The 14,389-nt window shown below is 66.7% G+C and carries 14 protein-coding genes; 2 read left to right on the top strand and 12 right to left on the bottom strand.

The window, feature by feature from the left end; genetic code table 11:
- Nucleotides 1–22: 22 nt before the first annotated feature.
- From pilW to KF796_11425, 6 genes are all read right to left on the bottom strand, one after another.
- Nucleotides 23–853: a type IV pilus biogenesis/stability protein PilW gene (pilW, locus tag KF796_11450; protein MBX3587247.1), complete on the bottom strand. Its 831-nt coding sequence runs from the start codon at nucleotides 851–853 to the stop codon at nucleotides 23–25.
- On the bottom strand, nucleotides 850–2,007 hold the full coding sequence (rlmN, locus tag KF796_11445; GenBank protein MBX3587246.1) for a 23S rRNA (adenine(2503)-C(2))-methyltransferase RlmN: 1,158 nt from the start codon (nucleotides 2,005–2,007) through the stop codon (nucleotides 850–852). The genes pilW and rlmN overlap by 4 nt, the downstream gene beginning before the upstream one ends.
- Before the next feature lie 8 nt (nucleotides 2,008–2,015).
- Nucleotides 2,016–2,441 (bottom strand): nucleoside-diphosphate kinase, encoded by a 426-nt coding sequence (gene ndk, locus KF796_11440; protein ID MBX3587245.1) that lies wholly within the window; start codon nucleotides 2,439–2,441, stop codon nucleotides 2,016–2,018.
- Between the two features lie 132 nt (nucleotides 2,442–2,573).
- Nucleotides 2,574–3,809 carry an rRNA pseudouridine synthase gene (locus KF796_11435; protein MBX3587244.1) on the bottom strand — a complete coding sequence of 412 codons (1,236 nt, stop codon included), beginning with the start codon at nucleotides 3,807–3,809 and terminating at the stop codon, nucleotides 2,574–2,576.
- A gap of 172 nt (nucleotides 3,810–3,981) precedes the next feature.
- Complete coding sequence (gene scpB, locus KF796_11430; GenBank protein ID MBX3587243.1) at nucleotides 3,982–4,692, bottom strand: SMC-Scp complex subunit ScpB; 711 nt, start codon at nucleotides 4,690–4,692, stop codon at nucleotides 3,982–3,984.
- A gap of 77 nt (nucleotides 4,693–4,769) precedes the next feature.
- Complete coding sequence (locus KF796_11425; GenBank protein MBX3587242.1) at nucleotides 4,770–5,855, bottom strand: RluA family pseudouridine synthase; 1,086 nt, start codon at nucleotides 5,853–5,855, stop codon at nucleotides 4,770–4,772.
- Nucleotides 5,856–5,857: 2 nt separating this feature from the next.
- On the opposite strand from KF796_11425, the gene KF796_11420 reads away from it, so the two are divergent.
- The gene (locus KF796_11420) at nucleotides 5,858–6,661 is read left to right on the top strand and encodes an outer membrane protein assembly factor BamD (GenBank protein ID MBX3587241.1); all 804 of its coding nucleotides are present in this window, start codon (nucleotides 5,858–5,860) and stop codon (nucleotides 6,659–6,661) included.
- Here the strand turns inward: KF796_11420 and KF796_11415 are convergent.
- Nucleotides 6,624–8,672, bottom strand: a complete 2,049-nt coding sequence (locus KF796_11415) for an ATP-dependent DNA helicase (protein ID MBX3587240.1) — start codon at nucleotides 8,670–8,672, stop codon at nucleotides 6,624–6,626. The genes KF796_11420 and KF796_11415 overlap by 38 nt on opposite strands.
- Complete coding sequence (locus tag KF796_11410) at nucleotides 8,672–8,875, bottom strand: YdcH family protein (GenBank protein MBX3587239.1); 204 nt, start codon at nucleotides 8,873–8,875, stop codon at nucleotides 8,672–8,674. The genes KF796_11415 and KF796_11410 overlap by 1 nt, the downstream gene beginning before the upstream one ends.
- Nucleotides 8,876–8,988: 113 nt before the next feature.
- Between KF796_11410 and KF796_11405 the strand changes: the two genes are divergently transcribed.
- Nucleotides 8,989–9,750, top strand: a complete 762-nt coding sequence (locus tag KF796_11405; protein ID MBX3587238.1) for a serine/threonine-protein phosphatase — start codon at nucleotides 8,989–8,991, stop codon at nucleotides 9,748–9,750.
- A 22-nt stretch (nucleotides 9,751–9,772) separates the two neighbouring features.
- Here the strand turns inward: KF796_11405 and KF796_11400 are convergent, their stop codons facing one another.
- From KF796_11400 to odhB, 4 genes are all read right to left on the bottom strand, one after another.
- The gene (locus KF796_11400) at nucleotides 9,773–10,405 is read right to left on the bottom strand and encodes a hypothetical protein (GenBank protein MBX3587237.1); all 633 of its coding nucleotides are present in this window, start codon (nucleotides 10,403–10,405) and stop codon (nucleotides 9,773–9,775) included.
- Nucleotides 10,402–11,502, bottom strand: a complete 1,101-nt coding sequence (locus tag KF796_11395) for an AFG1 family ATPase (protein ID MBX3587236.1) — start codon at nucleotides 11,500–11,502, stop codon at nucleotides 10,402–10,404. Before KF796_11395 ends, KF796_11400 begins: the two co-directional genes overlap by 4 nt.
- 10 nt (nucleotides 11,503–11,512) lie before the next feature.
- Nucleotides 11,513–12,940, bottom strand: a complete 1,428-nt coding sequence (lpdA, locus tag KF796_11390; protein ID MBX3587235.1) for a dihydrolipoyl dehydrogenase — start codon at nucleotides 12,938–12,940, stop codon at nucleotides 11,513–11,515.
- Between the two features lie 119 nt (nucleotides 12,941–13,059).
- The gene (gene odhB, locus KF796_11385) at nucleotides 13,060–14,328 is read right to left on the bottom strand and encodes a 2-oxoglutarate dehydrogenase complex dihydrolipoyllysine-residue succinyltransferase (protein MBX3587234.1); all 1,269 of its coding nucleotides are present in this window, start codon (nucleotides 14,326–14,328) and stop codon (nucleotides 13,060–13,062) included.
- Nucleotides 14,329–14,389: the final 61 nt, after the last annotated feature.

The raw sequence follows: 14,389 nt of genomic DNA, 5'->3' as shown, positions 1-14,389 counted from the left end.
CGAAGCTCCCTGCTCCCCAACCTCACTCATCGAACGCTCCCCGGCCATAGGCGCCTGCTTCCCTTGACTGCGGGAAACGCTTTCTCAGTTGCTCTCCCAACTGCTGCATGGCAACACGGTCGTTCAGGCGGCGCTCCACCTTGACGCCAAGCCACAGCGACTCGGCATTGGCCAACTCGGTGTTGTTGAGCCGGCGGATGTAGAACTGCGCGCGGGTGAACTCCCCGCGTTGGAACAGCAGGTTGGCCAGGTTGTAGCCCGTGATGGGGTTGCCGGCGTCGAGTTCATAGGAGCGGGCCAGGCTCTGCTCGGCCTCGGCGCGCAGACCCGCCCGCGCCTGGCACAGGCCCTTGGCCATCAGGGTCTTGGCGCGTTCCCCATAGAGCGGATTGGCCATGGCCAGATCGAGCTGGGTGAACGACTCGGGGTAGCGCTCGCGCTGGCACAGCAGCCAGCCAAAGTTGTGGTGCGCATTGGCGTCGCGCGGATTCAGCGCGATGGCCCGGCGGAAGCTGTCCTCGGCCTGCGAAAAATCGTTCAGGCGCATGTAGATCAGGCCGCGCAGGTTGTACGCATCCGGGAAACTGGGGTCGAGCTGGATGACCTGCTTGAGTTCGTCGAGCGCGATCTTGGTCTGGCCCTGCTCAAAATACCCCACGGCCAGTTCCATGCGGATGCGCGCCCGCTTGCGCCCTTCGGGCTCATCCGACTCGGTCAGGATGTCCGGTTGCGTCCCGGCCTGCCCGCCGGGCTTGCTGGCGCAACCCGCCAGCCCAGCCACCACTGACCAGGCCATCAGGCCCAGCAACAGCCAGCGGCCCAAAGGCCATGGCCCCAACGCGTACCTTGTCATGATTTCGAAGTCTCCTTGGCTCCGCCAGCCAGCGACTTGACGGGTTTCAGCATCACGGTGCGCTGCTGGGCGATGCGTTCGCCCACCCGGGTCCGGTCCCTGACGTCACCGGCCAGTTGGCCACAGGCAGCGTCAATGTCGTCCCCGCGCGTTTTGCGCACGGTTGTCACGATACCAGCATCACTCAGGATTTTCGCGAAAGCCGTGACCTGATTGTTGGCGGAACGCAAAAGGCCGGACTCGGGAAACGGATTGAAGGGGATCAGGTTGAACTTGCAGTTCACGCCGCCCCCGGCGTGCCGCCGCACGAGTTCAACCAGTTGCCGCGCGTGCTCCGGCTGGTCATTGACGCCGTCGAGCATGCAGTACTCAAAGGTGATGAAGTCGCGCGGCGCGTGGACCAGATAGCGGTTGCAGGCGTCCAGCAGTTCAGCCAGCGGGTATTTGCGGTTCAGCGGGACCAGGTTGTCGCGCAGCGGATCGTTCGGGGCATGCAGCGACACGGCCAGCGCCACGGGGCAGTCTTCGCCCAGCCGGTCCATCATGGGCACCACGCCCGAGGTCGACACCGTGACCCGGCGGCGCGACAGTCCGTAGCCGTGGTCGTCCAGCATGACCCGCAGGGCCGGCACCAGCGCCGAATAGTTCTGCAGGGGCTCGCCCATGCCCATCATCACCACGTTGGAGATGACGCGGTCGCTGGTCTGCAGGCGCCGCCGCAGGAAATGCTCGGCGAACCAGAGCTGGGCGACGATTTCGCCCGTGGTCAGGTTGCGGCTGAAGCCCTGGTGACCCGTGGAGCAGAACCGGCAGCCCACGGCACACCCGGCCTGCGAAGAGATACACAGCGTGCCGCGGTCGTCCTCGGGGATGAACACGGCTTCGACGGCGTTGCCGTCGCCCACGTCGAACAGCCACTTGATGGTGCCGTCGGACGATTCATGCTGGGTCATGATCGGCAGCCCGTCCATGCGGGCTGTCGTCTTGAGCTTGTCGCGCAGCGACTTCGCCAGATCGGACATCTGGTCGAAATTGGTCGCGCCTTTCTGGTGAATCCAGCGGAACAGCTGGGTGGCGCGGAAGCGCTTCTCACCAAGCCGCTCGCAGAATGCGGCCAAGCCCTCGAGGTCGAAATCGAGAAGATTGGCCGTCATGCCATGCTTCAGCGAGAGTAGACGTTCATGCCCGGGAAGAAGAAGGCAATCTCCACCTGGGCGGTTTCGGGCGCGTCGGAACCGTGCACGGCATTGGCGTCAATGCTGTCGGCGAAATCGGCGCGAATGGTGCCGGGGGCCGCCTTCTTGGGGTCGGTGGCGCCCATGAGGTCGCGGTTCTTGAGGATGGCGCCTTCGCCTTCCAGCGTCTGGATCATCACCGGGCCGGAAATCATGAACTTGACCAGGTCGTTGAAGAAGGGACGCGCCTTGTGGACCGCGTAGAACTGCTCGGCCTCGCCCTGCGAAAGATGAACCATCTTGGCGGCGATGACCTTCAGGCCGGCGGCCTCGAAGCGGGCGTAGATCTGGCCGATCACGTTCTTGGCCACGGCGTCGGGCTTGATGATGGAGAGAGTGCGTTCGATAGCCATTTTGTGTTTTCCTGAAGCTTGAGTTGTTGGGCTCTGGCCCATTGGGCAAAGCCCGTTATTTTAACCTGCGCGAACGTCGTGGCCGTGACAGTCGCTCCGATCCGGGAACGCGCCCGCCCGGGCCAGTGGGGTTCAGCGGCCGCGGCCACCCCCGCCACCACGACGCGGGCCCCCAGCGCCGCCGCCCGGCCCGCCCCGGCGCTGGCCCTGACCGGGCCCCTGGCGCTGGCGCGTGAAACTGTCGGCCCCGATGTAGCCAAAAGCGGTTTTCATCGGATCGGGCTGGGCGCCGCCGGCCGGCCCACTGGCGCGGTCGCCGCGTTCCTTGCGCCGCTGCCCCTGGCCATTGCCGCTGCCGTTATTGCCCTGGCCCGGCGGACGCTGACCGTCCCCGCCGCCGCGCGGGCCGGCATTGTTGCGCCCGCCGCGGCGGCGGTTGCGTTCACCGCGCGGCGCACCGTCACGCGCGGCCTCGGCAGCGCCTTCGCCCCGGGCCGGCCGGGCGCCAGCGGCACCCGCGGCTTCAGCCAGGGCCCGGATATCCCGCTCGTCAAGCTCCATCCAGGCGCCCCGCTTGAGCCCGCGCGGCAACACCATGGCGCCATACCGGATGCGGATCAAACGGCTGACGGCGTGGCCCACGGCCTCGAGCAGGCGCCGCACCTCGCGGTTGCGGCCCTCGGAAATCGTGACCCGGTACCAGGTGTTGGCGCCTTCGCCGCCACCTTCCTCGATGGAGCCGAACTGCGCCATGCCGTCGTCCAGCTTCACGCCTTCGATCAGGCGGGCTTTTTCCTCGGCACTCAATGCCCCCAGCACGCGCACGGCGTATTCGCGCTCCAGGCCAAAACGGGGGTGCATCAGCTTGTTGGCCAGTTCTCCGGAGCTGGTGAAGAGCAGCAGGCCTTCGGTGTTCAGGTCCAGCCGGCCGACCGACTGCCATTTGCCCTGGTACAGCTTGGGCAGGCGGCGGAACACGGTGGGCCGGTTCTGCGGGTCGTCATGGGTGACGACCTCGCCAGTCGGTTTGTGGTACGCGATGACGCGCGCCGGGGGCGGCGCGATGCGAAACCGGATGGGCTTGCCGTTGACCTTGATCTGGTCGCCAAACTGGATCCGCTGACCGATATGGGCCGGTTCGTTGTTGACCGAGATGCGCCCCTCGAGAATGAGCTGCTCCATCTCCAGCCGTGAGCCGAGGCCGGCCTGTGCCAGCACCTTGTGCAGCTTGGGGGTCTCGGCCTGGGGGGCCAGCACGCGCTTGGGCGGAGCCAGGTCAGGCACTTCTTCGTCGGCGTCGAACTGGCCGGAAATGACGTCGGCAAAGCGGTTGTCCGCGGCCGCGGGCGAGCCCGGAGCTGACGACATCTCCCGTTCCCCGGCGTCATCGCGGCCACCTTCGTCGCCTCCCGCGGAGGCCGCCTCGACTGCTACTGATTCTGTAGCAGCCTGTGCAGGATCCGCGGGCACTGGAAGGGCTTTTTCCTCAAACTCTTCCGGGGGCAGCGCAGGCTTGGCTTCCTCGTTCGATTGATTCATGTCAGGTCCCGGTTTGGGGTTCATCGGTCAGATCCGGCTCTGCCGGCACCGGCTCGTCAGGAAGGGAGGTCAATTCGGACGTCACGGGTTCGGGCGGCGCGGAGTCGGTCGTGACAGGTTCGGACGCGTCGGGGTCCATGGGCAGGCCGGGCTGCGCCGCGTCCTCCTCCTGGAGCGTTGCCAGCATGCTGGCCTGCTGTTCGGGGTTGTCGAGTTCGGGCAACTGGTCCAGCGACTCAATGCCCAGATCGTCCAGGAACTGGCGCGTGGTGGCGAACAGGGCCGGCCGGCCCGCCGCCTCGCGGTGGCCGATGACTTCGACCCAGCCACGGTCTTCCAGCTGCTTGAGGATCAGCGAATTGATGGTCACGCCCCGGATGTCTTCCATGTCGCCGCGCGTCACAGGCTGGCGGTAGGCGATGATGGCCAGCGTCTCGAGCGTGGCGCGGGTATAGCGCGGGGGCTTCTCGGGATGCAGGCGATCCAAGAATTCACGCATGGCCGGCCGGCTCTGGAAGCGCCAGCCACTGGCCACGCTGACCAGTTCCACGCCACGCTGGGCCCAGTCGTCCTGCAGGTCCCTCAGAAGGGTCTTGATGGTGTCGGCGCCCAGTTCGTCATTGAACAGCACGCGCATCTCCCGCACCGGCAGGGGTTGCTGCGAGCAAATCAACGCGGTTTCGAGGACGCGCTTGGCATCCGCCGTATTCATCGTCTAGTTCCGGGAAAAGCGCCAGAGGCGCAACAATCAAAGGTGATTCAGGGGCGATTCATCGCACGGCGCCGGGATCAACCCGCAGGTTTCGCGGCGCGGGCCACCGCGGTCGGGCCGGGGGCATGGCTCTCAAGCCATTGGCCCTCATTGTAACGCAGGCCCCAGGCGCGCAAGCCCTCCTCCAGGTCCTGCGGCAGCGGCGCCTGCAGCGCCAGGGCCGCCCCGGTGATGGGGTGTGCAAACGCGAGCCGGAACGCATGGAGCGCCTGGCGCCGCATGCCAGCGGCGGGTGCACCGCCATAAAGTTCGTCAGCCACCAGCGGGTGGCCAATGGACGCCATGTGCACGCGGATCTGGTGCGTGCGCCCGGTCTGCAGGGTGCAGCGCACCCAGCAGCCCTCGGGTGCGTCCTGCAGCCGCTCGATTCCGGTGCTGGCAGCCTTGCCGGCGTGGCGTTCCAGGTCCACCACGGCCATGCGCAGCCGGTTGCGCGGATCGCGGCCGATCGGCGCCTCGACCTGAACGGGTGTTGGCCCACGCCAGCGGCCGTGCGCCAACGCCACGTACTGGCGGCTGACGTCACGGCGGGCGATCATGTCCACCAGCGCATCCATCGCGGCCCGCGTCCGCGCCACGACCATGAGGCCGCTGGTGTCCTTGTCGAGCCGGTGCACAATGCCGGCCCGCGGCAAAAACCGGGCACCGGGATCGTCGCCCAGCAGGCCATTGAGCAGGGTGCCGCTCCAGTTACCGGGCGCCGGATGCACCACCAGGCCGGCCGGCTTGTTGATGACACGCAGGTGCTCGTCCTGGTAGACCACGTCCAGCACCATGGTCTCGGGCAAAAAGGCCTGGCTTTGCGGCGTCGGGCGCAGTTCGATCTCCCCGGCCTCCCCCGCGCGCACCTTGTGCGAGGGCTTGGTGATGGCCAGCCCCTTGAACCGGACCGCGCCCGCGGCAACCAGCTGCTGCAGGTAGCTGCGCGAGAACTCCGGCACCAGGGTCGCCAGCGCGCGGTCCAGCCGTTCGCCGTGCTGCGCCGCGCCGATCAGCAACGGCCTCAGCTCAGCCTCGGGCCCCAGCTCGGCCGGCTCGTCAGCCGCCTGCACGGAGGGGGCCGTCGATATAATGAATTTGCTTTGTTCCAAGAAGGTTGCCATTGATGCTTCGAGCCAAATTATCGGTTGTCCCCTGCCTCGCCCTGGCAGGTTTGGCGCTGTTGCAGGGTTGCTCCTCGACCACGGACGACCCGACCGCCAGCTGGAGCCCGAACAAGATTTATGCCGAAGCCAAGTCCGAGCTCGATGGCGGCAGCTACGACAAGGCGATCCCGCTGTTCGAAAAGCTCGAAGGTCGTGCCGCCGGCACACCGCTGGCACAGCAGGCGCAACTGGAGCGCGCCTACGCCTACTTCAAGTCCGGTGAACAGGCCCAGGCCATCTCGACGCTGGACCGCTTCATCCGCCTACACCCGGCCAGCCCGGCGCTCGACTACGCGCTGTACCTCAAGGGCATCGTCAATTTCAACGACAACCTTGGCCTGTTCTCCTTCATCTCGCGCCAGGACCTGTCCGAACGCGACCAGAAGGCCGCCAAGGAATCCTTTGAATCGTTCAGGGAGCTGGCCACCCGCTTCCCTGATTCGCGCTACACGCAGGACGCGCGCCTGCGCATGACCTACATCGTCAATTCGCTGGCCCAGTACGAAGTCCATGTGGCGCGCTACTACTACAGCCGCGGCGCCTATCTGGCCGCGATCAACCGCGCGCAATCGGCGCTGGCCGACTACCGCGACGTGCCGGCGCTTGAAGAAGCGCTGTACATCATGGTGCTGTCGTACGACGCGCTCAAGATGACGCAGCTGCGCGATGATGCCAAACGCGTCCTGGAATCCAACTATCCCAAGAGCACCTACCTGAGTCGCGGCTTCAAGACCAGCTCGGATCCATGGTGGAAGGTCTGGTAGCCAGCGCCTGCAGCGCCTCCACCAGCTCGGCGCCGGACTGAAGTCGGCGCATCGCAGGCAAGGCGGCCAGCAGCCGGCGCCCGTAGCCCATGGTGGCCAGACGGGTGTCGCACACCACCAGCACCCCCTGGTCTGATTCCCGCCGGATCAGCCGGCCCGCCCCCTGCTTGAGGGCCACGGCCGCCTCCGGGATGAAGTAGTCATTGAACGGGCTGCGCCCCTCGGCCTCCAGCCGCTGCGCCCGGGCTTCCACCAGCGGATCATTGGGCGGCGGAAAGGGCAGCTTGTCGATCACCACCATCTGCAGCGCCTCACCGGGCACGTCCACGCCCTCCCAGAACGACGCCGACGCCACCAGCACGCAGCCGGGCTGGCCCTGCGTGCCGCCCTGCCTGAAGCGCTCGATCAGACGGCGCTTGGGCCACTGGCCCTGGACCAGGATTTCCAGCTCGCCGCTGTCCTGGAAACGGGCCTGCAGCGCTTCCCCGATCGCACGCAGCGCGCGCAAGGTGGTGGTCAGCACCATGGTGCGCCCTTCGAGGCAGCGGGCCGCCTGCGCGACGAGCCGCGCGACGGCCTCGCTGTGCGCGGGATCTGCTGGCTTGGGCAGGTCGCGCGGCACATACAAGGCAGCCTGGCTGGCGTAATCGAACGGACTGCCCACCTGCAGCACGGTCGCCCCGGTCAGGCCACAGGGCTCGGTGAACCAGCGCAGCTTCGGTTCATCTCCCAGCGTGGCCGAGGTGAAGATCCAGCTGCGGCCGGACTCACCTGCGCCGGCAGCGTCGTCCGCGCCCAGCATCCTGGTGCGAACTGCCTGGGCGATGTCCAGCGGCGACTCCACCAGCCTCAATTGCGGGCCCGCGTCCAGCCAGCGCACGCTAACGGTTTCGCAGGCCTCCCCGAAGCGCCGGGTACGTTGCACCAGGCTGGCCGCCCGCTCATGCAGGCGCACGAAATCGGGTGCAATTTCGCTCACGGTGTCCAAGGCAGCCATGGCCTGCTCGCAGGCCACCAGCACGGCCTCGAGGCCCGACTGCCAGTGGCCCGGGTCCACCTGGTCGGGGGCGTGGCCCGTCCAGCGCAGCCGGCTGCCGGAGGGTACCCGGCCCACGCACAGGCGCAGGTCGCGGCCTGCACGGTCCACCCCGGCAGCGAGCTGCTGCCAGTCCGCCAGACCCCGTGCCTGCTGCAGCCCCGTGGCCAGCAGGTCACGCCCAAAGTCAATGAGCTGGCCCGTGCTCAGCTGCACGCCCAGAAACTGCACCCCCGTCTCATTGAGCTGGTGGGCTTCGTCAAAAATGGCCACCCGCACCGTGGGCAGCAGTTCGGCCATGCCCGACTCGCGCACCGAGAGGTCCGCAAAGAACAGGTGGTGATTGATCACCACCACATCGGCCGCCAGCGCCTCGCGCCGCGCGAGATTGACATGGCAGGCCCGGAATTTCGGGCAGTTGGCGCCCAGGCAGTTCTCCCGCGTGGACGTGACCAGCGGGATCACGGGCGAGCGCTCGTCCAGCCCGGGCAGTTCCGCCATATCCCCCGTGCGCGTCACCCTGGCCCATTCCTCGACCTTGGCCAGGGTGCGCACCGAGGCCCGGTCAGGCAAGGCGCCGGCCATGCCGCCCGATGGTTCCGCGGCCTGCCGCGCCGACTCCATGCGGTGCAGACAGAGGTAGCTGGCGCGTCCCTTGAGCAGCGCCAGCCGCACCGGCAGGCCCAGTGCCTGCACCAGGCGCGGCAGATCCCGTCCGAAAAGCTGGTCCTGCAGCGTCTTGGTGGCGGTGGACAGCAGCACCCTTTCACCGCTGAGCAGGGCCGGCACCAGGTAGGAAAAGGTCTTGCCCACGCCCGTGCCGGCTTCCACCACCAGGGCCCCACCATCGCTGATGCAGCGGGCGACCGCCATGGCCATCTCGGTCTGGCCTTCACGCGGCAGGAACTGGTCTGCCGCGCGCGACAGCACCCCGGCGGGCGCAAAGGCCTCGCGAACCATGGCTTCCAGGGGCATCACGCGGGTTCTTTGGGATCGAGCAGGAGTTCCAGCCGCGAAATCTGGTCGCGCAGCCCGAGACGGCGCTTCTTGAGCCGCCGCACCATGAGCTCGTCCACGGGGGTTTCATGGCCGAGGCGGTCGATCAGGGCGTCCAGGTCGGCGTGCTCGATCCGCAGCTCGATCAGGCGCCGTTCGGGAGAATGCAGGTTGGAGTCCAAGAAAACTGTTTCCAGGCCGCGCCGGGCCAATGCGTCAGGTTCGCTTGATAATACGTGTTTAAGGGAGATTTATCGAGGAACCCGTTTTCCACCGGGCCCCGAACGATTCCAACATGAGCAAAGGCTACCGACTCACCGCTTCCACCGGCATCCACAAGGGTGACCGGGAATACCAGCAAGACCAGATCGCGCTGATCAGTCACCCGCGCGTGACCGGATGCGTGCTGGGGGTTGTCGCCGATGGCATGGGCGGGCGCAGCGGCGGGCGCAAGGCGTCAGACCAGGTCATGATGACCGCCAAGCAGCTGTTCGAACGCTACTCCCCCGACCATGACGATGCCCCCTCCATGCTCAAGCAGGTGGTGCAGGAGGCGCACATCGTCATCAAGCTCACGGCCATCTCCTCGGAGCAGGAGCCCCACAGCACCATCGCTGCCTTCCTGATCAATCCAGGCGGTGACTGCCACTGGGTCCATGCCGGCGACTCGCGGGTCTACCATTTCCATGGCAACAAGCTGATCCGTCGCACCATGGACCATTCCTATGTCCAGACCCTGGTCGACAAGGGCGAGATCACCGAGGAAGAGGCCAATGTGCATCCGCAGTCCAACATCCTCATGGGATGCCTGGGAACCGACGATGACCCACCCATGGACGTTCACCTGATCCCGCAACTGCGGCCGGGCGATGTGCTGATGGCCTGCAGCGACGGCGTCTGGCACTACTTCAGCTCGAACGAGCTGGGCTCGGTGCTGTCGTCACTGTCGCCCCGGGAAGCCACCGAATTCCTCATCGACAAGGCCCGCTCGCGCGGACGGGGCGGTGGCGACAACCTGTCGCTGGTCATCGTCAAGCTGGAGCCGCTCGACAGCTGAAAGGCCGGTTGGCCCTGGCTGCTCAGGGCGGAACCGGCAGCGGCCTGGCCAGGGGCTTTTTCTGCTCCCGCTGGCGCTTCAGGACCCGCTCCTTGCGCGCCAGCGCTTCTCTCACATGGTCTTGCTGCTTGCGGGCCTGCGCCTTGGCGTCAGCGGCCCGTTGCTGGCGTGCGGCCTCCTGCTCTGCCTGTCTTACCCCGTCGTCGGACGCCACCGCGTCAGCCGGTGGCGGGCCAGCGTGCCTGTCAACCTTCTTCAAGGCCCGGAGTTCGCGCGCCTCCCGGGATTTTTGCGACTGGGAGCGCGCATCGCTGACCTGCCGCTGGCTCAGTTGCGCGGCCTTTTCATCGATGCGCTGCTGCTGCGCCGCTCCCTTGCGCCGCCGCTGGGCATCGTTCAGGGAAATCTCCTGCCGGCGCAAGTCGGCGAGCGCTTCGCGGCGCCGGGCCCGCGCCTCGTTGAGGCAGTCATTGACCGCGAACCGCGCGTGGCAGGCCACCGCATCCCGTTCGTAACGCGTGTTGGCCGCGGCGCGTTCGGCCGCAATCCGGCTGCGCTCCGCGTCCGCCCCGGCGGGCGTGTCAATTTGACCGCTTGTCCACGCGGGGCCGGCACAGGATGCTATCAAAACGAGAGCAAAAACGAATCGGGTCATGTCAGGCGAGTATCCACCAGCCGGCGCTCCTGCGCCAGGAAGGCGGCCGATTGCATCTCGTTGAGCCGCGACACCGTGCGCGGAAACTCATGCGCCAGCGGGCCGTCGGTGTACAGCGCCTCCGGCGGCACCTCGGCGGACATGATCAGCTTGACCCGCCGGTCATACAGCACATCCACCAGCCAGGTGAAACGCCGCGCTTCCGAGGCCATGCGAACCGGCATGTACGGCACGTCGGACAGCAGCACCGTGTGGAACTGCGTGGCGATTTCGAGGTAGTCGTTCTGCGAGCGCGGACCACCGCACAGCGTCTTGAAGTCAAACCAGACCACGCCGCCAGCTTTGCGACGGGCCCTGATTTCCCGGGACTCGATGTGCAGCACCGGGTCTTCGTCGTGTGACTCGGCCAGCCGGGTGAAGGCGTCATTCATCCGGGCGTCAGCCTCTGGCCCCAGTGGCGTGTGGTACAGCTGCACCTGCTCCATGGTCAGGCGCCGGTAGTCGGTGCCGTTATCCACATTCACCACCTCCAGCCGCTGGTTCAGCAGCGCGATGGCCGGCAGGATGCGGTCGCGGTGCAGGCCATTGGGGTAAAGGTCGTCGGGCCTGAAGTTGGAGGTGGTCACGAATCCCACCCCGTTGTCGAACAGGGCCACCAGCAGCCGGTGCAGGATCATCGCGTCGGTGATGTCCGCAACATGGAACTCGTCAAAGCAGACCAGGCGATAGCGCCGCGCCATGCGCTTGCCCAATTCGTCCAGCGGGTTGACCGTGCCCTGCAACTCGGCCAGTTCGCGGTGCACCTCGCGCATGAACTCGTGAAAGTGCAGGCGCGTCTTGCGCACGATCGGCACGGCGTTGTAGAAGCAGTCCATCAGGAAGCTCTTGCCCCGCCCCACCCCGCCATACATGTAGACGCCGCGCGGCACCTCGGGGCGATTGATCAGCTTCTTGAAGGCATTGGAGCGCTGCTCCTTGAAGGCGGCCCATTCGCCCGCGCAGCGCTCCAGCGCCTGGACCGCGCGCAACTGCGCGGGGTCACTGGCGTAACCCCGCGCGAGCAGTTCGGCATCGTAGACCGCGCGGACCGACGTCACGGGCGGCGCATCAGAAGTTCAGCGTGCGCTTGTCCACCGCGAGGGCGGCTTCCTTGGTGGCTTCGCTCAGCGACGGATGGGCATGGCAGATGCGCGCGATGTCCTCGCTGCTGGCCTTGAACTCCATGGCCACCACGGCCTCGGAGATCAGTTCGCTGACCTGCGGCCCGACCATGTGCACCCCGAGGATCTCGTCGGTGATGGCATCGGCCAGGAACTTGACCATGCCGGTGGTGTCGCCCAGCGCCCGGGCGCGGCCATTGGCCAGGAACGGGAAGGTGCCGGCCTTGTAGGCACGGCCCTCGGCCTTGAGCTGCTGCTCGGTCTGGCCAACCCAGGCAATCTCGGGGCTGGTGTAGATCACCCAGGGCACGGTGTTGAAGTTGACATGCCCGTGCTGGCCGGCAATGCGCTCGGCCACGGCCACGCCTTCTTCCTCGGCCTTGTGCGCCAGCATGGGGCCGCGCACCACGTCACCGATGGCCCAGACGCCCGCCAGATTGGTCTTGCATTCGCCGTCAACGACGATGGCGCCGCGCTCGTCCAGTTTCAGGTCCACCGCTTCGGCGTTGAGGCCGGTGGTGTTGGGCACGCGGCCAATCGACACGATGAGCTTGTCCACGTCCAGCGTCTGGGCTTCGCCCTTGGCATTGGTGTAGGCAATGCTCACGCCCTTCTTGCCCGCCTTGACTTCGCCGACCTTGACGCCCAGCTCGATCTTCAGGCCCTGCTTGTCGAACGCCTTCTTGGCTTCCTTGGCGATCTGCTCGTCCACGGCGCCGAGGAAGGTGGGCAGGCCTTCCAGCACCGTGACTTCCGCGCCCAGGCGGCGCCAGACCGACCCCATCTCCAGGCCGATGACGCCCGAGCCGATCAGGCCCAGCTTCTTGGGCACGCCACCGATGCGCAAGGCCCCGTCATTGGACAGGATGTTTTCCTCGTCGAAAGGCGCGCCCGCGAGCTCGCGGGCATTGGAACCCGTGGCGACGATGATGTGCTTGCCGACGATGACCTCCTCGGAAGCCCCGGCCACCTTGATTTCATAGGCACCGTCCAGCGCCTTGGCGAAGGAGCCCCGGCCATGAAAGAACGTGACCTTGTTCTTCTTGAACAGGTAGAGGATGCCATCGTTGTTCTGCTTGACCACCGCGTCCTTGCGGGCCAGCATCTTGCCCAGGTCCAGGCCCAGGCCCTTGACCTCGATGCCATGGTCGGCAAAGTGCTTGCTCGCATGCTCGTAATGCTCCGACGACTGAAGCAGCGCCTTGCTCGGGATGCAGCCCACGTTGGTGCAGGTGCCGCCGGGTGCCGGGCCGCCCTTGCTGTTTTTCCATTCGTCGATGCAGGCCACGTTGAAGCCCAGCTGGGCTGCGCGGATGGCGGCGATGTAGCCGCCCGGGCCACCGCCGATGACGATGACGTCGAATTCTTTACTCATTCAATTCTCCATGGCCCCTTCACGGGGCCTTCGCGGGAGACACCGCGGAACCGGCTGTGCCGGGCCGCTGGTGTCGCCCCCTTGAGGGGGAGGCGGCCAGGGGCCGCTTCGGGGGTGGATCAAATATCAAACAGCAGGCGCGAAGGATCTTCCAGCGCCTCCTTCATGGCCACCAGCCCCAGCACGGCTTCGCGGCCGTCGATGATGCGGTGGTCGTAGCTCATGGCCAGGTAGTTCATGGGCCGGATGACGATCTGGCCGTCCTCCACCACGGCGCGGTCCTTGGTGGCGTGCACACCGAGGATGGCCGACTGCGGCGGGTTGATGATGGGCGTGGACAGCATGGAGCCAAAGGTGCCGCCATTGCTGATGGAGAAGGTGCCACCGGTCATTTCTTCAATGCCCAGCTTGCCGTCCTTGGCCTTCTGGCCAAACTCGGCGATCTTTTTCTCGATGTCGGCAAAACTCATCTGGTCGGCGTTGCGCAGGATCGGCACCACGAGGCCGCGCGGCGAGCCCACGGCAATGCCGATGTCGAAGTAGCCGTGGTAGACGATGTCGTTGCCGTCCACCGACGCGTTGATCACCGGGTATTTCTTGAGCGCGTGCACGGCGGCCTTCACGAAGAAGCTCATGAAGCCGATCTTCACGCCATGCTCCTTGGTGAACGCGTCCTGGAATTTCTTGCGCATCTCCATCACCGGCGCCATGTTGACCTCGTTGAAGGTGGTCAGGATGGCATTGGTGGACTGGGACTGCAGCAGGCGCTCGGCGATGCGGGCGCGAAGCCGGCTCATGGGCACGCGCTCTTCGGGGCGATCGCCCAGGTCGGGCGAGGCCGGGCCGGCCACGCGGGGCAGCGCGGTCTTGGGCGCACCCGTGGGAATGGCCACCGCCGGCGCGGCCGCGGGCCTGGCACCGCCTGCGGCGACCGCGCCCAGCGCGTCCCCCTTGGTCACGCGGCCGTCCTTGCCACTGCCGGCAACAGAACCGGCGGGCAGGTTGTTGTCGGCCATGATCTTGGCGGCGGCCGGCATGGCAACACCGGCCTTGGACCCGCTGCTGGCCGCTGCGGGTGCCGCTGCGGGCTGGGCCGCAGCCGGCGCCGGTGCGGCAGACGCGGCCGGCGCCGCGGCGGCGCCCTTGCCGTCGGTATCGATCTTCGCGATCAGTTGCTCGGCGGTCACGGTTCCGCCGTCGCCCACCACGATCTCGGCCAGCACGCCGGCCGCCGGCGCGGGCACTTCGAGCACCACCTTGTCGGTCTCGATCTCAATCAGGATTTCATCGACCGCAACGGCCTCACCGGCCTTCTTCTTCCACTGCAGCATGGTCGCCTCGGCCACTGATTCGGACAGCTGCGGGACCTTCACTTCTACGATAGCCATTCTTGTTCCTAAAAATTTGATGCAAGGACAGGGCCGGGCAGTGCCGGGCCCTGGTCATTCC

Origin of the sequence: Ramlibacter sp., assembly GCA_019635435.1 — a bacterium.
Classification (GTDB): Bacteria; Pseudomonadota; Gammaproteobacteria; order Burkholderiales; family Burkholderiaceae_C; genus JAHBZM01.
Note: the sequence above shows the minus strand (reverse complement) of the source record. Positions and strands in the feature narration are given on the sequence as shown.